This window comes from Mesorhizobium sp. YL-MeA3-2017 (genome assembly GCF_030814575.1).
GTDB lineage: Bacteria > Pseudomonadota > Alphaproteobacteria > Rhizobiales > Rhizobiaceae > Mesorhizobium > Mesorhizobium terrae.
The window spans coordinates 285,995-307,067 of the sequence record NZ_JAUSVH010000001.1 but is presented as its reverse complement, the minus strand read 5'-3'; the positions used below and the strand labels follow the sequence as shown (position 1 = coordinate 307,067).

Sequence of the window (21,073 nt, the reverse complement as noted above, 5' to 3'; positions counted from 1 at the left end):
ATGGCGCGCCGGAAATCTCCGTACGCATACGGGAATGGAACTCCCGATTTACGTGAGCGTCAACAGCTTTGTGGTGGGGCATGGTTGCCGGTGCGGAAGGCCCACACCGGCCGCGGCCGGCACGGTCAGGCGCCGGCGAGGATGAAATCGGCGCAGCGGTCGGCGATCATGATGACCGGCGCGTTGGTGTTGCCGCTGGTGAGGCGCGGCATGATCGAGGCATCGCAGATGCGCAGTCGCGGCACGCCGCGCACCCGCAATTGCGGGTCGACCACGGCGGTAGCGTCCGTGCCCATGCGGCAGGTGCCGGACGGGTGGTAGACGGTTTTCGCGTGTTTCTCGATATGGTCGAGGATCGCGGCGTCGGAGAGGTCGGCGGCGGCGCCCGGCGCCAGTTCCTCGCTCACCACCGCCTGCAGCGCCGGCTGGCGCAGCACGGTGCGCGCGATCTTCATGCCGGCAAGCAGCGTCGCCCTGTCGTCGGCATGGGAGAGGAACCCGGTGGTGAAGCGGATCGGCTCGTTGGGATCTGATGAGCGCAAGGCGATCGAACCGCGCGATTTCGGCCTCAGAACGCAGGGATTGATCTCCATGCCGTGCCGTTCGATCGAACCGTGCTGGGCGCTTTCGATCATCACCGGCAACACGTGGAACTGCACGTCCGGCCGGCCGTCGCCGTCGGTGTCGAAGAAGCCGCCGCTTTCCACCACGTTGGAGGCGAGCAGCCCGTTGCGGAAAAGCACGTATTGGACGCCATGACGCAGCGCGCGCAGGCCGCGATCCTCGCCAAGCAGCGAGATGGGCTGGCGCGTCAGCGCATAGACCGGGGCGGCGACATGATCCTGGTAGTCGGCGCCGACGGCCGCGATGTCGCGGATCACCGGAATGCCGAGGCCGGCAAGCGCGGCCGCCGGTCCCAAGCCGGACAGAAGCATGATCTTCGGCGTGCCCAGCGCACCGGCGGCCAAAATCACCTCGGCTTCGGCCGTCGCCATGTGCTGACCGCCGCCAGCGGTGGTGTAGGAAAGGCCGCGCGCCGCGCCGTTCTCCAGGATCAGGCCGGTCACCAGCGCGTCGGTGACGATCTTCAGCCGCGCATTGCCGGCCAGCGGCTTCAGGAACACTTTCGCGGTCGACTGGCGTTCGCCGCCGCCGGTCGTGGTCTGGTAGAAACCGACACCTTCCTGGCGTTCGCCGTTGAAGTCGTCATTGTAGCGATAGCCGGCCTGCTGGGCCGCCCGCACATAAGCGAGCGAGAGCGGGTGGCGATGGCGCGGGTCGGAAACGGGCAGGGGGCCGGCGTCGCCATGGCGTTCGCCGGCCAGTCTTTCGTTGCGCTCCAGGCGCCTGAACACCGGCAGCACGTCGTCCCAGCCCCAGCCGGGACAGCCAAGGTCGCGCCAGCCGTCATAATCTTCCGGCTGGCCACGCACATAAAGCATGGCGTTGATCGATGAACCGCCGCCCAGCGTGCGGCCCTGCGGGATCGGCAATCTGCGACCGCCGACGGCAGGTTCCGGGTCTGATTCATAAATCCAGCTGCGCGCCGTGCCGATCACCTTGGCGAAGGTCGCCGGCATGTCGATGAAGCGGGTGTTGTCGGCGGGGCCTGCCTCCACCAGAAGCACACGCTTGCCGGCATTGACCAGCCGGTTCGCCAGCGTGCAGCCGGCGGAACCGGCGCCGGCGATGATGTAGTCGAAATTTTCCGTCATCGGTTCAGGCATACCGCATGATGACGGTCTTGGTCTCGAGATAGCCCTCGAGCGCGGCGCGGCCATGCTCGCGGCCGATGCCGGACTGCTTGAAGCCGCCGAACGGTGCGGCGGCGTCCAGCGTGTTGTGCGAATTCACCCACACCGTGCCTGCCTTCAGCGCGTGGATGGCGGTCATCGCCTTGCCCATGTCGCGCGTCCAGATCGAGGCCGAAAGTCCGTAGCGCGTGTCGTTGGCGACGCGGATCGCCTCATCCAGATCGGCGACCGGCATGGCGGCGACCACCGGCCCGAACACCTCCTCGCGCACGATCTCCATGTCGTGCGAGACATTGTGCAGAATGGTCGGCGCAACATAGTGGCCCTTGGCCGGCACGGTGCGCGTACCGCTTATCTGCTCGGCGCCAGCGGCGAGGCTGCGCTCGACGTAACCCATCACGCTGTGGCGGTGCTTGGCCGAGACCAGCGGGTTGATCTGCGCACCCTCGTCGCGGCCGGCGCCCAGCGTCATGCCGTCGGCGATTTCGGCCAGCCTTGCCAGCGTGCGCTCATAGATCGGCTTTTCGATCAGGATACGGGCGGCCGAGGTGCAGACCTGGCCCTGGTTGAAGAACATGCCGAGGCCGGCGAGCAGCGGCTCGATGCCGTCCTCCATGTCCGACAACAGGATCATCGGCGATTTCGAACCCAGTTCCAGCGTGAAGCGGGCGACACGGTCGACGGCGGCGTGGCCGACGCGCTTGCCGATAGTGGTCGAGCCGGTGAAGGTCAGTTTGTCGATGCCGGGATGGTTGATCAGCGCCTCGCCGGTGACGGCGCCGGAGCCGGGCACGATGTTGACGACGCCGGGCGGAAAGCCGGCCGCCTCGATCAGTTCCGCCAGCCTCAGCAAGCCAAGCGGCGTCTCATGCGGCGGCTTCAACACCACCGTGCAGCCGGCGGCAAGCGCCGGCGCGATCTTCCAGGTGCCGATCAGTAGCGGAAAATTCCACGGCACGATGGCGCCGACCACGCCGACCGGTTCCATCACGGTCATGGCGTGGTGCTTGGCGCCGGGCGGCACCGGGATGGAGACCTGGAACGTCGAACCCTCGATCTTGGTGGCCCAGCCGGCATAGTAGCGCAGCCAGTCGACCGTTCCGCCGGCCGACAGCATTTTAGCGACGCCGAGCGACTTGCCGTTTTCGATGCTCTCGATCTCGGCGAGCAGGTCGGCGTCGGCTTCGACCAGATCGGCGAGTTTCAGCATCAGCCGTTGCCGGTCGACGGGCCGCATGCTGCCCCACGGGCCGTCGAGCGCGGCGCGGGCGGCGCGCACTGCAAGGTCGACGAGTTGCGGGCCGCTCTCCGGAACGCGGGCCACGATCTCGCCGGTGGCGGAATCGTCCACCGGCAGGCCTTCACCGGCGGCATCGACGAAGCGTCCGTCGATGAACGGGCGATGGCTGCGCGCCAGGAAGGCGGCTGCGGCTGCGCTGATGGGCGGTGCTATTCTTTCGTTCACGGCTTCCTCCTGGCATCGGTTCGTCGTTCGACCGTGCAGTCAGGGGTAGGAACCGCATGCGCGGGCCGCAAGACGATCACCGGGCCAGTGCACGTTCAGTCAAAACAAAGTTCCCGTTCGGACAAGACGCCCGCCGGTCGACATCGCACTATTGGCGACAGAGGACGGCCGCACCTTGCGGTCGCGACAGGCAGGATCGAAATGAGATTTTCCGGCAAGACGGCTTTCATCACCGGCGGCGGCACCGGCATCGGCGCGGCGGTTGCCCGGCGCATGGCGAAAGAGGGCGCCAACATCGTTTTGATGGGACGCCGGCGCGAGCCGCTCGAAGCGGTTGCGGGTGACACCAACGCGCTGATCGTACAGGGCGATGCCGCCGACGCCAATGCTGTGCGCGCCGCGCTGAAGCAGGTGCATGCGAAGTTCGGCCTGGTCGACATGCTGATCGCCAATGCCGGCGGCCATGGCGTCGGCCCGACCATTTCGATGAGCGACGAGACCTGGGCGCTTGCCACCCGCACCAATCTCGACACCACTTTCGTCTGTGCCCGCGAATGCCTGCCCGACCTGATCTCGCGCAAGGGCAACATCGTTGTCGTTGCCTCCATCGCCGGCCTGTTCGCCGGTCCGGCCGCCGCCGGCTACGTGACGATGAAACATGCCTGCGTCGGCCTCGGCAAATCCTTGGCGCGCGACTACGGCCGCCGCGGCGTGCGCACCAACACGATTTGCCCCGGCTGGGTGGCGACCGCCATGGCTGACGAGCAGATGCAGGTCGTCGTCGAGAAACACGGCCTGGCCTCGGTCGACGAGGCCTACCGGCTGGTCACCAGGGATGTGCCGCTCGGCCGCCCGGCAACGCCGGAAGAAATCTCCAACGTCATCTGCTTCGTCGCCTCCGACGAGGCCGCAATGATGAACGGGTCGATCCTGACCGTCGACGGCGGTGCCACCGTGGTCGACCTGCCGACCCTAGCCTTTGTCGATTGAGCCTTTGAGGACCTTGTGATGAACGACGTGAACAGACCGGCCGACTGGAAGCATTTCGACGACTTCGCAGCCGGCATCGCCACCAACCGGCTGCCGACGACCAAGGCCCTGGCAGGCCAGACCTTCAAGATCACGCTGAAGGGCGGGCGCCAGGTCGATCTCGCCTTCACCAGCCCGGACACCGTCGCCTGGGGCGAGGGCAAGGAGGCCGGCGTCGACTGGTACGAGGCGCTGGAAGTCGCGCCCGACACCTTCTTCATCAACATGACCTTCGGCGCGCGCACCACCGAGGACGAAGCCTTCATCGTCAACACGCGGACACGGCGCGTGCTTTCGGTGCGCGAGCGGGTGCGCGATGCCGGCGAGGCGCCGGGCGAGCCGCGCGTCGCGCAAACCTGGCTGGCCGGCGTTCTTGGCGATGCCTCGGCGGCGCCTACCGGCATCGAGCCAGCACCGACGCGCGACCTCATCGGGCTCACCGCGCATTATCAATACAGCCCGAACCACCTCTACGAACACGTCTACCTGTCGTCGCAGCGTTATGCCTGGCAGAACCTGGTCGGCGTGCAGCGCGGCCATGGCGACGTCGATCTCGCAACCACCTGGAAGTTCGCCGAGAACCAGTATGTCTTCGGCTTCCGCGAGTTCATCATCCCGGTCGCCTCGCTGTTCTTCTACAATTGGGACGGCATGCGCTCGACCGGCAAGTTCCTCGGCGTGACTTCGACCGGCGCGGTCGAAAACAAGCCCGCCGGCGCACTGATCGAGAAGAAATCCACCACTGTCTACGACGAGGGGCGTGCGCCGGTCTGAGCGCGCGGGTGAAGCCATGAGCAAGAATTACGAAGCGATCAAGGCGCATTACGCCGGCTCCGACAACAAGGATCTGGCGGCGATGATGGCGCCGATCACCGACCGCACCGCCTGGACCGAAATGGCGGGTTTTCCCTACGCCGGCACCTATGTCGGTGCCGTCGCCATCATCGAAGGCGTGTTCAAACGCATCGGCGATGAGTGGGAGGGCTACACCTTTAAGCTGGAGCGGCTGGTCGACGGCGGTTCGACCGTGCTTGGCATCGGCACCTATTCGGGCACCTACAAGCGGACGGGCCGGCCGATGAAGGCACGCGTCGTCCATGTCTGGGATGTCGAGGACGGCAAGGTGCTGCGGTTCGAGCAGTTCACCGACACCAAACTGGTCGCGGAGGCGACCGGCTGACGGGTTTTGGGGGCATGGCCTGACCGGCGTGGGGCTGGCGGGACCGGATCTGGGAGGAGAAAATGCAAATGAGCCTGAAAGGAATGATGGCGGCGCTTGCGCTGTCCACGGTGCTGAGCGCCGGCGCGACGGTTGTCGCCAATGCCGCCGGCGACGAGATCGTCATCGGCGCGCCGGTCTCCTTGACCGGTCCGTTCGCCGGCGACGGCAAGGAACAGGAATGGGCCTACAAGCAGGCAGTCGAGGACATCAACAAGGCCGGCGGCATCATGATCAAGGAAGCCGGCAAGAAGCTGCCGGTGCGGCTGGTCATCGCCGACGACGAGAGCGCGGAGGCCAAGGTGGCCTCGGCGATCGAGAACCTCGTCAAGGTGCAGAAGGTCGACATCCTGTTGTCGACCCATTCCGGCCCGCTCAACGTTGCCGGCGCGATCGTGGCCGAGAAATACAAGAAGTTCTACATGATCACGACGGCTTTCCCGTTCGAATGGCAGCCGCTCAAGCTCAAATATTCGGCCTTGTTCTTCTTCCATCCCGGTCCCGGCGCCGAGGTGCCGTTCGAGATATGGCAGAAGCTGCCGGAAAACGAGCGGCCGAAACATCCGGCGCTGGTCACCGAGGATTCGCCCGACGGCAAGGGCTTTGGCGGTGCCTTCGAGGCGGCGGCGAAGAAATATGGCTATACCTTTGCCTTCAACGATCCCTGGGCGACCGGCTCGACCGACTATTCGGCGATGATCACCAAGCTGAAGGCCGCCGATGTCGACGCCATGCTGGTGTTCGGCTCGCCCGCCGACACCATCACGCTGATGCGCCAGATGAAGGAGCTCGGCTTCAGCGTGCCTTACCTGCACGGCTGGAAGGGCACCTGGACCGGCGAATTCCATGACGCGCTGGGCAAGGATTCCGACTACGTCCTGACCGACGGGTTCTGGTCGGCCAGCTACCCTTACAAGGGCGCCAAGGAATTGGGCGATCGCTACGAGGCCCAATACAAGAAGGATTCGGTCACCGTCGGCGCCTTCTACGCCAACGCGCAGGTGCTGTTCCAGGCGATCGAACGCGCCGGTTCGACCGATGCCAGCGCCGTCCACGACGCCGTCTTCAACCAGGAGTTCAAGGACACCGTCGTCGGGCCGCTGAAATTCGACGAGGGTGGCTTTGCGCTGATCCCGTCCGTCGCCACGCAATGGTGGCAGGGCAAGCATCAGCTGATCTTCCCGAACGGCGATTGGACCTACAAGCCGGCACCGGCCTGGGACAAGCGCTGATAGGGGGTGGGCAGCGGGGCGACGTCGCCGCAAAGGCGTCGCCCCGTTCGTCCCGCACGAGGCCGCCGACCCGCCGCCGCCTGGCGCGCGGTTCGGCCGCCTGCCATAAAAATCGGGGAATGGAACACTTCATGCAGCCAGACGGGACGGTGCTTTGCCTCGAGGCGGTCACCAAGCGGTTCGGCGGTCTGGTCGTGCTGGATGGCATCGATCTTGCCGTCGGCCGCAGTGAACTGGTCGGCCTGATCGGGCCGAACGGCGCCGGCAAGTCGACGCTGTTCAACGTCATCACCGCCATCTACGCGCCGACGCGCGGCAAGGTGCTGTTCGGTGGACGCGACATCACCGGCGCGCAGCCGCACCATATCTGCCGTTTCGGCATCGCCCGCACCTTCCAGCTGGTGCGCACCTTTCTCACCATGACCGCCTTCGAAAATGTCATGGTCGGCGCCGTCTACGGCGGCGGCGGCCGTGTGCGCCACGCCGCCGAGGCGGCGGAGCAGGCGCTGGAACTGGTCGGACTTGCCGCCAAGCGCAACGTGACCACCGCCCATATGACGCTGTCCGACCGCCGGCTGCTCGAAATCGCCCGCGCGGTTGCCTCCAGCCCGGCGCTGCTCCTGCTCGACGAGCCGATGGCCGGGCTCAACCCGACCGAAATCCGCCAGATGGTCGAGGTCATCCGCCGCACGCGCTCGGAAAAGGGCATTTCCATCCTGTGGGTCGAGCACAAGGTCGACGCCATCATGAAGGTGTGCAGCCGGGTGGTCGTGCTCGACCACGGCGTCAAGATCGCCGACGGCACGCCCGCCGAAATCGTCGCCAACCGCAAAGTCATAGAGGCCTATCTTGGCGAACCGGCTGCTTGAAGTAAAAGATCTCGAAGTCGCCTATGGCGACGTGCGCGCGCTGTGGGGCGTCTCGATCCATGTCGAGGCGGGCACGGTGGTTGCCATCGTCGGCGCCAACGGCGCCGGCAAGACGACGCTGATGCGCGCCATTTCCGGTCTGTTGAAGCCGAAACGCGGCGAGATCCTGCTTTCCGGCGCTTCCCTGCTCAACCGCGCGCCGGAGGAGATCGCCGGCATGGGCATCGCCCATGTGCCGGAAGGGCGCGGCCTGTTTCGCCAGATGACGGTGCTGGAGAACCTTGAACTCGGCGCTTTCCAGCCAAAGGCCAGGGCTCGCATGAAGCAGTCGCTGGAGAAGGCCTATGCGCTGTTTCCGCGGCTCAAGGAGCGGGCAGGGCAGAAGGCCGGGTCGCTGTCGGGCGGCGAGCAGCAGATGCTGGCGATCGCACGCGCCACCATGTCGGAGCCGTCGCTGCTCATTCTCGACGAGCCGTCCATCGGCCTGTCGCCGCTGGTGGTGCAGCAGATGTTCAAGCTGATCGAGGAACTGCACCGGCAGGGTGTCACCATCCTGCTGGTCGAGCAGAACATCCACCAGGCGCTGAAGATCGCCGACCACGCCTTCGTGCTGAAGACCGGCGAGATCGCCATGCAGGGCACCGGCGCCGAGCTGATCGCCGATCCCGAAGTTCAGAAAGCCTATATGGGCGTATTGGAGCTGTGATGACCTTGCCCTCGCCGGACATCTTCCTGCAGCTATCCATCAACGGCGCGCTCGGCGGCGCCATGTATGGCGTCGCCGCCGTCGGCCTCAGCCTCATCTTCGGCACCATGCGGCTGATCTTCCTGGCGCAGGGCGCCATGATCATCCTGGCCGCCTATCTGGTGCGGGCGCTGTTCCAGCATCTCGGCATCGACCCGTTCCTGTCGCTCGCCATCATGGTGCCGGTCGGCTTCGGCGCGGGATGGCTGATCTACCAGGGCCTGTTCCGCAAGGCGGCGGCGGAAGAAGACCGCAACATCTCGCTGTTGATCGCGGTCGGCGTCATGTTCCTGGTGCAGAACCTGATGACGGTGATCTGGGGCGGCAACACCGCCGCCGTCGTCACCAGCTACACGGCAAGCGGCATCGAGTTTCTCGGCGTGCGCACCTCGTTCACCCGCTCGATGGGCTTTCTGATCGCGCTGGCCGGCACCGGGCTGGTGGTGCTGTTCCTGCGCAACACGCTAGTCGGCAAGGCGGTGAGGGCAGCCTCCGAGGACATGACGGCGGCGACGCTGATGGGCATCAGCCCGCACAAGGTCAATGCGATCGCCTTCGCCATCGGCATTGCGCTGGCCGGTGCAGCCGGCGTCGCTGTTGCTACAACATTTCCCTTCAACCCCTTTGCTGGGTTTATTTTTTCACTCAAGGCGCTGGTGGCGCTGGCGCTCGGCGGCATCGGCAATGTCGTCGGCGCGCTGGCCGGCGGCATCATCCTCGGGCTGATCGAGGCCTATGTGCAGTTCTTCATCTCCGGCGGCTGGACCAACGCCATCGCCTACGGCGTCTTCCTGGCCGTGCTGATGTTCAAACCCGAGGGCCTGTTCAGCCGGCCCTACAAGAAGGCGTAAGGCCATGTTTGCCCAAAACCGCATCTGGCTCGCCGCCGCCGTTGTCGTGCTCGCGCTGCTGCCGCTCTGGCCCGGCGTCATCGACAGCTACGCCTTTTCCTTCCTGTTCTTCGTGTTCGTCTACGCCATATTAGCGCAGGGCTGGAACCTGATCGCCGGCTTCGGCGGCCAGATCAGTCTCGGTTCGCACGCCTTCTTCGGGCTCGGCGCCTACACCACGGCCATCCTGTGGAGCGGCAACTATCTGTGGGGTTCGCTCTACCAGGCTTTCCCGCGCATCTATTATTTCGACCCGGTGACGATGGTGCTGAGCGGGCTGGTCGCGGCACTCGCCGCCGCGCTGATCGGCCTGCCGCTGCTCTCCAAATTGCGCGGCGACTATTTCGCGCTGGGCACGCTCGGCTTCGGCGAGATCGTCAAGGTGATGTTCGTCAACGGTGGCGATTTCACTGGCGGCGCCTTTGGCGTGGTGGCGCCGTCCAGCACGTTCGAGACGCTGATGCCGCATTACTGGACCGGGCTCGGCCTCACCGTCGGCACCGCGCTTGCCATAGGCTGGCTGATGCGCTCGCGTTACGGATTGGCGCTGATCGCGGTGCGCGACGACGAGATGGCCGCATCCGCCAACGGCATCGACACGCTGAAGGTCAAGGTCGCCGCCTTCGCCGCCAGCGCTTTCATCGCCGGCCTCGCCGGCAGCCTCTACACCTACTACATCTTCCATGTCGGCCCGGACTCGGTGTTCAGTCTCGACTGGATGCTGCTGCCGCTGATGATGACGGTGGTGGGCGGTACCGGCACCTTGCTCGGGCCGATCCTTGGCGCCTTCGTCATGTATGCGGTGTTCGATCTCGCCCGCATCTTCGTGCCGGACTACCACCCGATCATTTCTGGTCTCACCATCATCCTGGCCATGCTGTACCTGCCGAAAGGCCTGGCGCGCCTGCGCCCGGCCGCGGCGCGTGCATAAGGCCGGTTCGCGCAAGCGCAACCGTTCGCCACGCCGCCGTATTGCGTGTCGCGCATCGCCAGCGCATCCGAACCGCCTATGGCGCGGTGCAGGATGTGGATTGGATGCGCGGAGGAAGACGCAAGCCCAAAGAAAGAACCGTGTCCCTTCAATCCCTTGCCGAAAACCGCACGAAAACCACGCCCGGATTTGTCCACGCCACTCGCCTTCAGTTGACAATCGGCCCATCGCCCTCACGGGAACCTGGTGCGCACCGGGTATCAGGGAGGGCGCCGGTGCCGGACTGGCAGCGCTAACGGTGGCGCTGTCTGGTGACGAGCCCTAAGTCCGGGCCCTGGAAAAACCCGGCCGCCGAAAATGGCGGCTTCGAGGCCCGAAGTCTGCCGTCGCGAAGGACGGCGAGGTCGGTCCGGGGCAAGAACACTGGCGGGGCGCCCGGAAGGCGCCACGTATTATTACAGACAGGCACCGACCCGGCGCCCCGCTTCCCACCTCCCGCAACGGGAGTGTTTTTTGACAATGGCCAGGGCGGATTTCCGCAGCGTGGCGATGAATAGATGTATTCAACCCGCAACGCCTCCGTCATTCCGGGCAAGCGACCAAAGCGAGCGCCGACCCGGAACCCATTGGTCCTGGCGCGTCGAGCTCGGCCCGGTCCTCGTCTTGAACCGTTCTTGCAGTTGAATCGGCGCTGTGCGCTTCAGGGCGATCCACGCGAACCCAGGTCCCGGCCGTGCTGCTTATGGGTTCCGGGTCGGCGCTCGGCTCCGCCTCGCTGGCCCGGAATGACGAGTGCGTGGCCTTTTCCGGCGCCTTTGCCTTGCTCAGCCTGCCTTCAACGAAATTCGATTTCTCTCGTCGATGCGAAAACAGCCCGCGCTGCCTCCAGCTATCCACAAACTGGCCCTACACTGCGCGCCGGCAAACAGGTAAAAGGGCGCCATGAACACCCACGCCAAGATCCGTATCGGCCATTCGGCCTGCCCGCATGACTGCCCGTCGACCTGCGCGCTCGACGTCGAACTCCTGGGGCCCGACCGTATCGGCCGCGTGCATGGCGCCAAGGACAACAGCTACACGGCCGGAGTCGTTTGCGCCAAGGTGGCGCGTTACGCCGATCGCATCCACCATCCCGACCGGTTGATGAAGCCGCTGGTGCGGGCCGGCGCCAAGGGCGACGGCCAGTGGAAGGAATCCAGCTGGGAAGCCGCGCTCGACCTCGTCGCCGAAAAATTCATCGCGGCCGAGGAAAAATACGGCTCCGAGACGGTATGGCCCTATTTCTACGCCGGCACGATGGGGCTGGTGCAGCGCGACGGCATCGAGCGGCTGCGCCACGCCAAGAAATATTCCGGCTTCTTCGGTTCGATCTGCACCAATCTTGCCTGGACCGGCTATGTCATGGGCACCGGCGCGCTGCGCGGCTCCGATCCGCGCGAAATGGGCCGTTCCGATTGCATCGTCGTCTGGGGCACAAATGCGGTGGTGACCCAGGTCAATGTGATGACGCATGCGATCAAGGCCCGCAAGGAACGCGGCGCCAAGATCGTCGTCATCGACATCTATGAAAACGCCACCATGAAGCAGGCCGACATGGGCCTGGTGCTGAAGCCCGGCACCGACGGCGCGCTCGCCTGCGCGGTCATGCATGTGCTGTTTCGCGAAAACATGGCCGACCGCGCCTATCTCGAAAAATACACCGACGACCCGAAGGGGCTGGAAGCGCATCTTGCCGACAAGACACCGGAATGGGCGGCGGCGATCACCGGCCTCACCGTTGCCGAGATCGAGGCTTTTGCCCGCCTGATCGGCACGACGAAAAAGACGTTCTTCCGGCTGGGTTATGGTTTCGCGCGCCAGCGCAACGGCTCGGTCAACATGCACGCCGCGCTTTCCATCGCCGCCGTCACCGGCTGCTGGCAATATGAGGGCGGCGGCGCTTTCCATTCCAATTCAGGCATTTCCGGCTTCAAGTTCAACAAGGACTTGCTCGAAGGCGACCGCTACCGCGACCCCAAGGTGCGCTATCTCGATCATTCGCGCATCGGTCCGGTGCTGACCAATGCCGAGGATGCGCTCTATGGCGGCCCGCCGGTGACGGCGATGCTGATCCAGAACACCAATCCCATGAACGTCGCGCCCGAACAGCGGCTGGTGCGCCAGGGGCTCCTGCGCGAGGACCTGTTCACCTGCGTGCACGAGCAATTCATGACCGACACGGCCAAGTTGGCCGACGTGGTGCTGCCGGCCACCATGTTTTTGGAGCATGACGACGTCTACAAGGGCGGCGGCAACCAGCACATCACGCTGGGTCCGAAGCTGATCGAGCCGCCGGTCGGCCCGCGCACCAACCATTATGTCATCGAGGAATTGGCCAAGCGTCTGGGCGTTTCGCACCTGCCGGGCTTCGGCCTGACCGAGAAGGAACACATCAACGCGCTGCTCAAGAACCGCGACCTCGATTTCGACACGCTGCGCGAACAGCGCTGGGCCGACATGCAGCCGGATTTCGAGACCGCGCATTTCCTGAAAGGTTTTGGCCATCCCGACGGCAAGTTCCGCTTCAAGCCGCAATGGAACGGCGGCGCGGCACCCAACAAGCCGCCGAAGAGCATGGGCATTTTCGGCCCGGTCGAACAGCTGCCGGAATTCCCCGACCATGTCGACCTGATCGAGGTGGCGGATGCCGAGCATCCGTTCCGCCTGGCGACCTCGCCGGCGCGCAATTACCTGAATTCCAGCTTCGCCGAGACGCCGGTGTCGCAGGCCAAGGAAGTTCGGCCGGAGCTTCTGATCCATCCTGACGATGCCGAGGTGCTCGGACTTGCCGAAGGCGCGCGCGTCGAGGTCGGCAACCGGCGCGGCGAGGTAGTGCTGCATACGAAGTTCTTCGCCGGGTTGAAGCGTGGCGTCGTCATCGCCGAGGGCATCTGGCCGAATTCGGCGCATGAGCGCGGCGAGGGCATCAACGTGCTGACCGGCTCTGACGCGCCTGCGCCCTATGGCGGCGCGGCCGTTCACGACAACAAGGTCTGGGTGCGGGCGACTTAAGGCGCGGCACGAACCCGGCTTCGGTCGCAAGTTCAAAAAGATCGGGCGCCATCCACGGATGACGCCCGATCTCGTTCCAGGCGGAGCGTTTAGGCGGCGAGCGCGGCGCCGGTGTCGCGCAGCACGTCTTCCAGCGGGACCAGCCCCTTCATCGCGCCGCTGCCGATGGCCGGCTTGCCGTCCTCGATCGCCACGGCGAAGCGGAAGGCGGGATCGGCCTCGATCCGCTGGCGCAGCGCCAGGATGCGCGGATAGTCACGCGGGTCGATCGCCTTGTGGAACTCCACCCAGCGCGCCACGCCGGCAAACACCGCATCGGCAAGAGTCGGCTTGTCGCCGAGCAGATACGGGCTGTCGCCGATCATCGCCTCGAGCTGCTCGTGGCGCTTGGCGACGAAGCTGCGGCCGAATTTGCGTAGCGTCTCGCGCTCTTCCTCGGAGGCGTCGTCCGCCTCCAGCGCCACCCACATGGAGAAGAACGCGCCGGTGAAGCCGGTGTTGAGGAAGGCGATGTACTGGTGCATGCGGTCAGCTTCCGGCGTGCCGGGTTCGAAGCTGATGCGGCGCTCGGTGTCGCGCGCCTCCAGCCACAGCGCGATCGCCATGGTCTCGGTCAGCACGCGGCCCTCATCGGTGATCAGCACAGGCGTTTCCACCCGGCCGTTCAGGCGCTTGTAGGGGGCCTCGCGCATCTCGCCCAGCATGTCCACGCGGGTCAGGCGGTAGGGCTGGCCGAGCCATTCGAAGGCGGCGACGAGCCCGGCGGACGAGCCGAGCGGAAAGCCGGAGGTGAAGATCGGTTCGGAAATCGGTTTCATTTTGGTTCTCCGTTGTTGATGCAACGGATATAGATTCGTGGACTTTTGCCCGGTAGACTGACGAATTGAAACCCAATGTCTGCATGCGGAGACTTTGATGCTGAACCTCAACGATCTCCAGTTCTTTACCCAGGCGGTCGATAGCGGCGGCTTCGCATCCGCGGCCCGGCGCCTTGGCTTTCCGAAATCGACGATCAGCAAGCGGGTGGCCGCGCTGGAGGCGACACTCGGGGTGCAACTGATCCACCGCACGTCGCGCAATTTCACGCTGACCGATGTCGGACGCGACGTCTACGATCATGCCCGCGCCGCGATGATCGAGGCGGAAGCGGCCGAGGCCGTCGTGCATCGGCGCCTGGCGGAACCGAGCGGCATTGTGCGGATCACGACATCGGTACCGACCGCCCAGTTCCGGCTGGCGCCGCGCTTGCCGCTGCTTGCGCGCCAATATCCGAAGCTGCGTGTCCAGCTTCATGTCACCGATCGTTTCGTCGATCTGGTGCAGGACGGTTTCGACATCGCGGTCCGCAGCCATTTCGGGCCGCTGCCGGATTCCGATCTCGTCCATCGGCGCATGGGCAAGGAGAAGATCACGCTGGTCGCGGCGCCGTCCTATATCGCGGAGCGCGGCGAGCCTGCGACGCCCGAGGCCCTGAGCGACCATGAAGGATTGTTCAACAACATGACGATCAAGGCCTGGCGCCTCAGCGACGCGGAGGGGCGCACGGTTGAGGTCACCCCGCAGCCGCGCCTCTATGCGGACGAATCCGTACCGCTGTTGATGGCGGCGGAAGCGGGGCTGGGCGTCGTCTGCCTGCCGGAAATGATCTCGGCGCAGGCGCGGCGGCAAGGACGGTTGGTGCGGGTATTGCCGGGGTGGACCGCAGGCAGCGTCATCACCTCGATCCTGACGCCGCAAAAGCGCGGACAGCTTCCCGCCGTGCGCGCAGTGATCGATTTCCTGCTGCAGAAGGAGACGGTCGATACCTATGCGGCGGGATGGATGCATGGTTGATCGAAGCGCATCCGCGCGAGCCCGTGTCTTCCAATCGTTGCCAATATCGGTCTAGCGTGGGCCCGGATGCGATTTGGAGATTGCGATGAGCGGCGACCACCAGCACGGCGATCTTGAGACGACACCGGCCTCGCGACTGTGGATGGCGCTCGGGCTGACCGGCACCTTCCTGATCGTCGAGATCGTCGGCGGCATCGTTACCGGCAGCCTGGCGCTGATTTCCGACGCCATGCACATGCTGACCGACGCCATGGCCCTTGCCATCGCGTTGCTTGCCATTCGCATCGGCCGCCGGCAGGCGGATTTGCTGCGCACCTACGGCTACGCCCGCTTCGAGATACTGGCAGCGGCCTTCAACGCCATGCTGTTGCTGGCGGTGGCGTTCTACATTCTCTACGAGGCCTACAAGCGGTTGTTCGAGACGCAGGAGATCGCCTCGCTCGGCATGCTGGCCATCGCTGTTGTCGGCCTGCTGGTCAACCTGACGTCGATGCGACTGCTCACCAGCCACAAGGACAAGAGCCTCAACGTCAAGGGCGCCTATCTGGAAGTCTGGGCCGACATGCTGGGTTCGGTCGGCGTCATTGCCGGCGCGATCATCATCTGGCTGACCGGCTGGCAATGGGTGGATTCGCTGATCGCCGTCGGCATCGGCTTCATGGTCTTCCCGCGCACCTGGGTGCTGCTCAAGGAATGCGTCAACATCCTGCTCGAAGGCGTGCCGCCGGGCATGAAACTGTCGGAGGTCGAGGCTGCGATCGCCGGAACTCCTGGCGTCGCCTCGGTGCATGACCTGCATCTGTGGGCGATCACCCAGAGCAAGGTTTCGCTGACCGCGCATGCTGTGCTGGGCGAGGGCGCGGACGCCGAGACCGTTCGCCGGGCGGCTGAAACGGTGCTGCGCGAAAAGTTCGATCTGCACCACACCACGCTGCAGATGGAGCGCGAGACCTGTTCGCCGCTCGAGGCCATTCATTAGAGCGCCGCGCGTCCAATTGGACGCGCAAAGGACGCTCTAACGCTTTGAATCTGCTGCATCGTGCCTGCCGAAAATCGAATCCGATTTTCTGGCCGATGCAGTATGCCATGCGGCATTTTGGCATCGGCGCTTGCTCCTCTAGTCACTAGAGCATCTATCTTTGGTCCATGGCGCCGGCTTCGGTGTCTTAACGGATCAAGGAGGCCGATATGAGTTGGCACGGTTCCAGACAGAACAAGCACGGCGGTGGTTACGGAAATGGCGGCCATGGCAGTGGCGGGCATGGTTCGGGTTCGGGATGGGGGCGTTCCGGGCATGATCGTCGGGAAAACTTTCGTGACGAGCAGCCACCAGCAGGCAATCAACCGCCGAGAGGCGAGCGGCCAACACGGACGATCGACATGATGCCCGCCGGAGCGGTGTCGAGCATCCCGGCCATGTCCAAATTCGCCATCGTTGCAGCCATCGGCATCTTCCTGGCCTGGACGCTCTTGGCGGTCGCGGCCTATGGCCTGGTTGACGTGCTGGGCGGCTGGCTGTCCACCAACAGCGGTGTTCTGCTGCAGGGTGGCAAGGATGTGGCCGGCGCGGTCGGTGTCGGCAAGGAACTGGTCGACAAGGTCGATGTGCAGGGCACGGCGTCGCTCGTGCAGCAGGTCCTGGCGGGAGCATTGGTCATCGCCCGGCCGGCGATCGTCGCGTTATGGCTGCTCGGCGCGCTGGCGATTGTCGCCGCACCGTTCGCGCTTCGGCGGATGGGCTTGTTGCGACGCTCCGGCCACTGATCCCGGCTGCGTTTAGCCGAGATCCTTCGGTCGCAGGAAATGGGTGAGGGTGGCAGCGCCGGAGTCGAGCCTTGCCCAGTCGCCATCATATTCGAAAAGCGCCAGGGCGCCGGTCGGGAATTTCTCGCTCAAGGCTTTCGCCAGCTTGCGGTGCGACGTGTCGGCGATGAGGCTTCCAGCCAGGGTTTCAAGGCCGGGATTGTGGCCGACCACCATCAGCGTCTCGTCGGCTTCGTTATTGTTGCGTATTTCGGCCAGGATCGCATCAGCCGGCGCCTCGTAGAGCGCGTGCGAGAAACTTGCCTCGGGTCGTGAGGTCCATTCACCGGAGACCAGGCGCCAGGTTTCGAGGGTGCGCTCCGCCGACGAGACCAGGGCGCGGTCGGGCAGCCAGTTGCGCTGCGCGATGGTGCGCCCCATCAGCAATGCTGCCTCGATGCCGCGCGGCGCCAGCGGGCGCTCGACATCGGCGAGATCGGGATTGTCCCAGCTCGACTTGGCGTGGCGCAGCAGAAGAAGCCGTTTCATGACATGATCCTTGCGAGTGTGGTCAGACACAAACCACAGCGATATGTCGGCGGCGTGTCGGCCTTAAGGCGTGATGCGCGCCAGATGCTCCAGATCGACCTCGGCACGCAGCGGATTGGGCGCGGCGACCACGGTGCCTGACAGCGTATCGTTTTCGGCAAGGCCGGTAAACACGGTGCGGCCTTCCGCCATGCGCGCCTTGCCTTCCGCGACGAGCTTCAGCGCCATCGGGTAGATGTGGTGCTCGGCTTTCAGCACGCGCGCGGCAAGTGCGTCTTCGCTGTCGCCGAGCAAGACGGGCACTGCGGCCTGCGCGATGATCGGTCCTTCGTCCATGGCCGGCGTGACGAAATGCACGGTGCAGCCATGGATGCGCATTCCGGTTTCCAGCGCGCGCCGATGCGTGTCCAGGCCCTTGAAGGCGGGCAGCAGCGCGGGGTGGATGTTGATCATCCGGCCCTGCCATTTCTCGACGAACGGCGTGGTGAGCAGGCGCATATAGCCGGCCAGCGCCACCAGTTCGGTGCCGAGACCGGCAAGGGCGGCGTCGATCGCGGCGTCATGCGCTTCCTTGCTAGCATGGTCGGCGCGGGGAATGACCTGCGCCGGAATGCCACGCGCGATGGCAAGGCCAATGCCGGCGGCGTCCGACCTGTCGGAGATGACGCCGACGATCTCGGCCGGGAAGTCGGGATTGGCGGCAGCGGCGATCAGCGCGGTCATGTTGGAGCCGCGGCCGGAAATGAGGATCGCGGTGCGCTTGCGTTGTGGTCTCATAGGCCGATCGTTCCCCGATAAAGCACGCCGCTGTCGCGGCGCGGCACGATGCGGCCGATCGGCGTCACCGTCTCGCCGGCCTCCTGCAAAACGGCGGCGACTTGCGCTGCCTGGCCCGAGGCCACCACCACGACCATGCCGATGCCGCAGTTGAAGGTGCGCATCATCTCGTGCGGCGCGACGCCGCCCGTCTTGGCCAGCCACGAGAAGACCGGCGGCACGTCGATGGCGTCGAGGTCGAGCTCGGCTGAAAATTCCTTGGGCAGCACGCGCGGGATGTTGTCGGGAAAACCGCCGCCGGTGATGTGCGCCAGCGCCTTGATGCCATGCGTGTTGCGGATCGCCCTGAGGATCGACTTCACATAGATGCGGGTCGGCTCGAGCAGGGCCTCGGCCAGCGTCATGCCGGGCGCGAATGGTGCCTTTGCATCCCAGGCGAGGCCGCTCGCGGCGACGATGCGGCGGATCAGCGAATAGCCGTTGGAATGCGGCCCGGACGAGGCAAGCCCAAGCAGGACATCGCCCTCGACGATGTCGTTGGTCGGCAGCAGTTGACCACGCTCAGCCGCGCCGACGGCGAAACCCGCGAGGTCGTAGTCCTTTTCCTGGTACATGCCGGGCATTTCGGCGGTTTCGCCGCCGATCAGCGCGCAGCCGGCCTGGCGGCAGCCTTCGGCGATGCCGCTGACAATGGCTACGCCGTGATCCGGGTCGAGCTTTCCGGTGGCGAAATAATCGAGGAAGAACAGCGGTTCGGCGCCCTGCACGACGAGGTCGTTGACGCACATGGCGACGAGGTCGATGCCGATCGTGTCATGCTTCCCGGCGTCGATGGCGATTTTCAGCTTGGTGCCGACGCCGTCATTGGCGGCCACCAGAACCGGGTCCGAGAAGCCCGCGGCCTTGAGGTCGAACAGGCCGCCGAAGCCGCCGATCTCGCCGTCGGCGCCCGGGCGGCGGGTTGCCCGCACCAGCGGCTTGATCTTTTCCACCATCAGGTTGCCGGCGTCGATGTCGACGCCTGCATCGGCATAGGTAAGCCCGTTGGTTCGTTCGTTCATCGCTGTTCCCTGCTTGCGGGACGGTCCGGCGGGATCGACCGGCACCACCTTACCGCGTCACGCGGCTCTTCGCACGAACCGTCCGCCCCCGCAACCGCAAGAGGGCGGCAGGCGCGGTCGCCCGAGACAAATCCGTGGATAGCGCGGCTTGGTGCGCTGGTCTCTTGCGGTTCGGGTCGCCTTCGCTCATGTATCGCAGAGAACAAAGACGGGTCGCCTGTTGGTAATCACAATTCCCAACCTGATCTCCATCCTCCGCCTGCTCTTGGTGCCGGGCGTGGTGCTGGCCATGCTGCAAGCGCGCTGGGACTGGGCTTTCGCCGGCTTCGTGGTCGCCGGCATATCGGACGGCGTCGATGGTTTCATTGCCCGCCAGTTCAACCAGCGCTCACGGCTCGGCGCCTATCTCGACCCGATGGCGGACAAGCTTTTGCTGGTTTCCGTCTTCGTCGTCCTCGGCCTGGTCAACCAACTGCCGCTATGGCTGGTCGTGGCGGTGGTTTCCCGCGACGGGCTGATCATCTGCGCGGTGGTGCTGTCGTCGGTGATGGGCCATCCGGTCGAAATGAAGCCCCTGCTGGTTTCCAAGGCAAACACCGCAATCCAGATCATCCTGGCGGCGGAGGTGCTGGCCGAACTCACCTTCGGCATGCATCTCGATCCGCTTCGCTCGGCCCTGATAATCCTGTCCGGGCTCTTGACCGTGGCTTCGGCCGCAGCCTATCTCGTGGCTTGGCTGAGGCATATGAGCGGTAATGGCGAAGGCAACACTTCCGGAACCTGAACACGACGCGGCCGAGGCCCTGGCCGCCGCCGCATTCCGTCGGCAACTGCGCTTCTGGCTAATCAGCGCCATTGGCTTGATCGGTTTCCTCTATCTGTTCAGCGATATCCTGCTGCCTTTCGTGGCCGGCATGGTGCTTGCCTATTTCCTGGATCCCGTCGCCGATCGGCTCGAACGGCTTGGGCTGTCGCGTGTCATGGCGACGGTGGTGATCCTGATTGGCTTCATCGTCACCCTGGTTCTGGCCTTCGTGATCCTGGTGCCGGTGCTCGCCTCGCAGATGGCGGGTTTTGCCGCCAAGCTGCCCGAATATCTGACCCGCCTGCAGACGCTGGTCACCAGCTTCGATCCGAAATGGCTGGAACAGAAATTCGGCGTCGACGCAGCAGGGCTGAGGGAAGGGCTGAATTCGGCGCTGACCTCCGGCCTCGGCCTGCTGACCACCGTGTTCCAGTCGCTGTGGAATTCCGGCAAGGCGCTGGTTTCGGTGGTGTCGCTGTTCGTGATCACACCTGTGGTCGCCTTCTACATGCTGCTCGACTGGGACCGCATGGTCGGGACCGTCGACAAATGGGTGCCGCGCGATCATGTCGAGACGGTGCGCCAGATCGCCACCGACATTAACACGGCCACCGCCGGTTTCGTGCGCGGGCAGGGCACGCTCTGCCTTGTACTCGGCGCGATGTATGCGATCGGGCTGACGCTGACCGGCCTCAATTTCGGTATCCTGATCGGCCTGTTCGCCGGCCTGATCTCCTTCATTCCCTATGTCGGTTCGCTGACCGGCCTTGTTCTGGCGCTGGGCGTGGCGCTCGTCCAGTTCTGGCCGGATTGGGCGATGATCGTCGCCGTTGCCGGCGTCTTCTTCGTCGGACAGTTCATCGAGGGCAACATCTTGTCGCCGAAGCTGGTCGGCAAGAGCGTTGGGCTCCATCCGGTGTGGCTGATGTTCGCGCTGTTCGCCTTCGGCGCGCTGTTCGGCTTTGTCGGCCTGCTGATCGCGGTGCCTGCGGCTGCCGCCATCGCCGTGCTCGTCCGCTTCGCCATCTCCCGCTATCTCGAATCGCCGCTCTACAAGGGGCACGGTATCGAGCCACCACCTCTGGCCAGCCGGCGCGACAAGGCGCGGCGCGGATAAACC

At 65.1% G+C, this 21,073-nt stretch carries 20 protein-coding genes; 14 read left to right on the top strand and 6 right to left on the bottom strand.

All coding sequences use genetic code 11. The annotated features are described in order from the left end of the window. Positions 1-125 precede the first annotated feature (125 nt). Both QFZ88_RS01365 and QFZ88_RS01360 read right to left on the bottom strand, forming a co-directional pair. Complete coding sequence (locus tag QFZ88_RS01365; protein WP_024922254.1) at positions 126-1,715, bottom strand: GMC family oxidoreductase; 1,590 nt, start codon at positions 1,713-1,715, stop codon at positions 126-128. Between the two features lie 4 nt (positions 1,716-1,719). Beyond that, a complete protein-coding gene (locus QFZ88_RS01360) occupies positions 1,720-3,219 on the bottom strand; it encodes an aldehyde dehydrogenase family protein (RefSeq protein WP_081766801.1) in 1,500 nt (499 codons plus the stop codon). Between the two features lie 201 nt (positions 3,220-3,420). Between QFZ88_RS01360 and QFZ88_RS01355 the strand changes: the two genes are divergently transcribed. The 9 genes from QFZ88_RS01355 to QFZ88_RS01315 all read left to right on the top strand — a co-directional run bounded on the left by QFZ88_RS01355 (position 3,421) and on the right by QFZ88_RS01315 (position 13,185). Next, a complete protein-coding gene (locus QFZ88_RS01355; RefSeq protein WP_024922256.1) occupies positions 3,421-4,209 on the top strand; it encodes an SDR family NAD(P)-dependent oxidoreductase in 789 nt (262 codons plus the stop codon). Between the two features lie 18 nt (positions 4,210-4,227). After that, on the top strand, positions 4,228-5,022 hold the full coding sequence (locus tag QFZ88_RS01350) for a MoaF C-terminal domain-containing protein (protein ID WP_024922257.1): 795 nt from the start codon (positions 4,228-4,230) through the stop codon (positions 5,020-5,022). Positions 5,023-5,038: 16 nt separating this feature from the next. After that, complete coding sequence (locus tag QFZ88_RS01345; RefSeq protein WP_024922258.1) at positions 5,039-5,428, top strand: nuclear transport factor 2 family protein; 390 nt, start codon at positions 5,039-5,041, stop codon at positions 5,426-5,428. Between the two features lie 68 nt (positions 5,429-5,496). Then, positions 5,497-6,699: an amino acid ABC transporter substrate-binding protein gene (locus QFZ88_RS01340; protein ID WP_024922259.1), complete on the top strand. Its 1,203-nt coding sequence runs from the start codon at positions 5,497-5,499 to the stop codon at positions 6,697-6,699. Positions 6,700-6,830: 131 nt separating this feature from the next. Beyond that, positions 6,831-7,568 carry an ABC transporter ATP-binding protein gene (locus tag QFZ88_RS01335; RefSeq protein WP_036254715.1) on the top strand — a complete coding sequence of 246 codons (738 nt, stop codon included), beginning with the start codon at positions 6,831-6,833 and terminating at the stop codon, positions 7,566-7,568. Beyond that, entirely contained in the window at positions 7,549-8,274 is a 726-nt protein-coding gene (locus QFZ88_RS01330; protein WP_343039640.1) for an ABC transporter ATP-binding protein, read from the top strand. Before QFZ88_RS01335 ends, QFZ88_RS01330 begins: the two co-directional genes overlap by 20 nt. Further along, complete coding sequence (locus QFZ88_RS01325) at positions 8,274-9,164, top strand: branched-chain amino acid ABC transporter permease (protein ID WP_024922262.1); 891 nt, start codon at positions 8,274-8,276, stop codon at positions 9,162-9,164. The genes QFZ88_RS01330 and QFZ88_RS01325 overlap by 1 nt, the downstream gene beginning before the upstream one ends. Before the next feature lie 4 nt (positions 9,165-9,168). Next, the gene (locus QFZ88_RS01320) at positions 9,169-10,134 is read left to right on the top strand and encodes a branched-chain amino acid ABC transporter permease (RefSeq protein WP_024922263.1); all 966 of its coding nucleotides are present in this window, start codon (positions 9,169-9,171) and stop codon (positions 10,132-10,134) included. Between the two features lie 942 nt (positions 10,135-11,076). After that, entirely contained in the window at positions 11,077-13,185 is a 2,109-nt protein-coding gene (locus QFZ88_RS01315) for a molybdopterin-containing oxidoreductase family protein (RefSeq protein ID WP_024926951.1), read from the top strand. 89 nt (positions 13,186-13,274) lie between these two features. Here the strand turns inward: QFZ88_RS01315 and QFZ88_RS01310 are convergent, their stop codons facing one another. Further along, entirely contained in the window at positions 13,275-14,003 is a 729-nt protein-coding gene (locus tag QFZ88_RS01310; RefSeq protein ID WP_024926950.1) for a glutathione S-transferase family protein, read from the bottom strand. Between the two features lie 97 nt (positions 14,004-14,100). Here QFZ88_RS01310 and QFZ88_RS01305 point away from each other — a divergent pair, with 97 nt between their 5' ends. From QFZ88_RS01305 to QFZ88_RS01295, 3 genes are all read left to right on the top strand, one after another. Then, the gene (locus tag QFZ88_RS01305; RefSeq protein WP_024926949.1) at positions 14,101-15,018 is read left to right on the top strand and encodes a LysR family transcriptional regulator; all 918 of its coding nucleotides are present in this window, start codon (positions 14,101-14,103) and stop codon (positions 15,016-15,018) included. Positions 15,019-15,103: 85 nt separating this feature from the next. After that, positions 15,104-15,997, top strand: coding sequence for a cation diffusion facilitator family transporter (locus QFZ88_RS01300; protein ID WP_024926948.1), 894 nt, complete (start codon positions 15,104-15,106; stop codon positions 15,995-15,997). A gap of 401 nt (positions 15,998-16,398) precedes the next feature. After that, positions 16,399-16,782, top strand: coding sequence for a hypothetical protein (locus QFZ88_RS01295; RefSeq protein ID WP_024926947.1), 384 nt, complete (start codon positions 16,399-16,401; stop codon positions 16,780-16,782). A gap of 12 nt (positions 16,783-16,794) precedes the next feature. Here the strand turns inward: QFZ88_RS01295 and QFZ88_RS01290 are convergent, their stop codons facing one another. The 3 genes from QFZ88_RS01290 to purM all read right to left on the bottom strand — a co-directional run bounded on the left by QFZ88_RS01290 (position 16,795) and on the right by purM (position 19,148). Continuing rightward, positions 16,795-17,310: a SixA phosphatase family protein gene (locus tag QFZ88_RS01290; RefSeq protein WP_024926946.1), complete on the bottom strand. Its 516-nt coding sequence runs from the start codon at positions 17,308-17,310 to the stop codon at positions 16,795-16,797. Between the two features lie 63 nt (positions 17,311-17,373). Next, positions 17,374-18,087 (bottom strand): phosphoribosylglycinamide formyltransferase, encoded by a 714-nt coding sequence (purN, locus tag QFZ88_RS01285; RefSeq protein ID WP_024926945.1) that lies wholly within the window; start codon positions 18,085-18,087, stop codon positions 17,374-17,376. After that, positions 18,084-19,148: a phosphoribosylformylglycinamidine cyclo-ligase gene (gene purM, locus QFZ88_RS01280; RefSeq protein WP_024926944.1), complete on the bottom strand. Its 1,065-nt coding sequence runs from the start codon at positions 19,146-19,148 to the stop codon at positions 18,084-18,086. The genes purN and purM overlap by 4 nt, the downstream gene beginning before the upstream one ends. Before the next feature lie 226 nt (positions 19,149-19,374). On the opposite strand from purM, the gene QFZ88_RS01275 reads away from it, so the two are divergent. Both QFZ88_RS01275 and QFZ88_RS01270 read left to right on the top strand, forming a co-directional pair. Then, entirely contained in the window at positions 19,375-19,932 is a 558-nt protein-coding gene (locus tag QFZ88_RS01275) for a CDP-alcohol phosphatidyltransferase family protein (RefSeq protein WP_024926943.1), read from the top strand. Beyond that, the gene (locus QFZ88_RS01270; RefSeq protein WP_024926942.1) at positions 19,904-21,070 is read left to right on the top strand and encodes an AI-2E family transporter; all 1,167 of its coding nucleotides are present in this window, start codon (positions 19,904-19,906) and stop codon (positions 21,068-21,070) included. The genes QFZ88_RS01275 and QFZ88_RS01270 overlap by 29 nt, the downstream gene beginning before the upstream one ends. Positions 21,071-21,073 lie beyond the last annotated feature (3 nt).

Coding starts and splice junctions, on each gene's coding strand:
- QFZ88_RS01365 (WP_024922254.1), bottom strand. CDS start 1,715: ATGACGGAAAATTTCGACTACATCATCGCCGGCGCCGGTTCCGCCGGC.
- QFZ88_RS01355 (WP_024922256.1), top strand. CDS start 3,421: ATGAGATTTTCCGGCAAGACGGCTTTCATCACCGGCGGCGGCACCGGC.
- QFZ88_RS01350 (WP_024922257.1), top strand. CDS start 4,228: ATGAACGACGTGAACAGACCGGCCGACTGGAAGCATTTCGACGACTTC.
- QFZ88_RS01345 (WP_024922258.1), top strand. CDS start 5,039: ATGAGCAAGAATTACGAAGCGATCAAGGCGCATTACGCCGGCTCCGAC.
- QFZ88_RS01340 (WP_024922259.1), top strand. CDS start 5,497: ATGAGCCTGAAAGGAATGATGGCGGCGCTTGCGCTGTCCACGGTGCTG.
- QFZ88_RS01335 (WP_036254715.1), top strand. CDS start 6,831: ATGCAGCCAGACGGGACGGTGCTTTGCCTCGAGGCGGTCACCAAGCGG.
- QFZ88_RS01325 (WP_024922262.1), top strand. CDS start 8,274: ATGACCTTGCCCTCGCCGGACATCTTCCTGCAGCTATCCATCAACGGC.
- QFZ88_RS01320 (WP_024922263.1), top strand. CDS start 9,169: ATGTTTGCCCAAAACCGCATCTGGCTCGCCGCCGCCGTTGTCGTGCTC.
- QFZ88_RS01315 (WP_024926951.1), top strand. CDS start 11,077: ATGAACACCCACGCCAAGATCCGTATCGGCCATTCGGCCTGCCCGCAT.
- QFZ88_RS01310 (WP_024926950.1), bottom strand. CDS start 14,003: ATGAAACCGATTTCCGAACCGATCTTCACCTCCGGCTTTCCGCTCGGC.
- QFZ88_RS01305 (WP_024926949.1), top strand. CDS start 14,101: ATGCTGAACCTCAACGATCTCCAGTTCTTTACCCAGGCGGTCGATAGC.
- QFZ88_RS01300 (WP_024926948.1), top strand. CDS start 15,104: ATGAGCGGCGACCACCAGCACGGCGATCTTGAGACGACACCGGCCTCG.
- QFZ88_RS01295 (WP_024926947.1), top strand. CDS start 16,399: ATGATGCCCGCCGGAGCGGTGTCGAGCATCCCGGCCATGTCCAAATTC.
- QFZ88_RS01290 (WP_024926946.1), bottom strand. CDS start 17,310: ATGAAACGGCTTCTTCTGCTGCGCCACGCCAAGTCGAGCTGGGACAAT.
- purN (WP_024926945.1), bottom strand. CDS start 18,087: ATGAGACCACAACGCAAGCGCACCGCGATCCTCATTTCCGGCCGCGGC.
- purM (WP_024926944.1), bottom strand. CDS start 19,148: ATGAACGAACGAACCAACGGGCTTACCTATGCCGATGCAGGCGTCGAC.
- QFZ88_RS01270 (WP_024926942.1), top strand. CDS start 19,904: ATGGCGAAGGCAACACTTCCGGAACCTGAACACGACGCGGCCGAGGCC.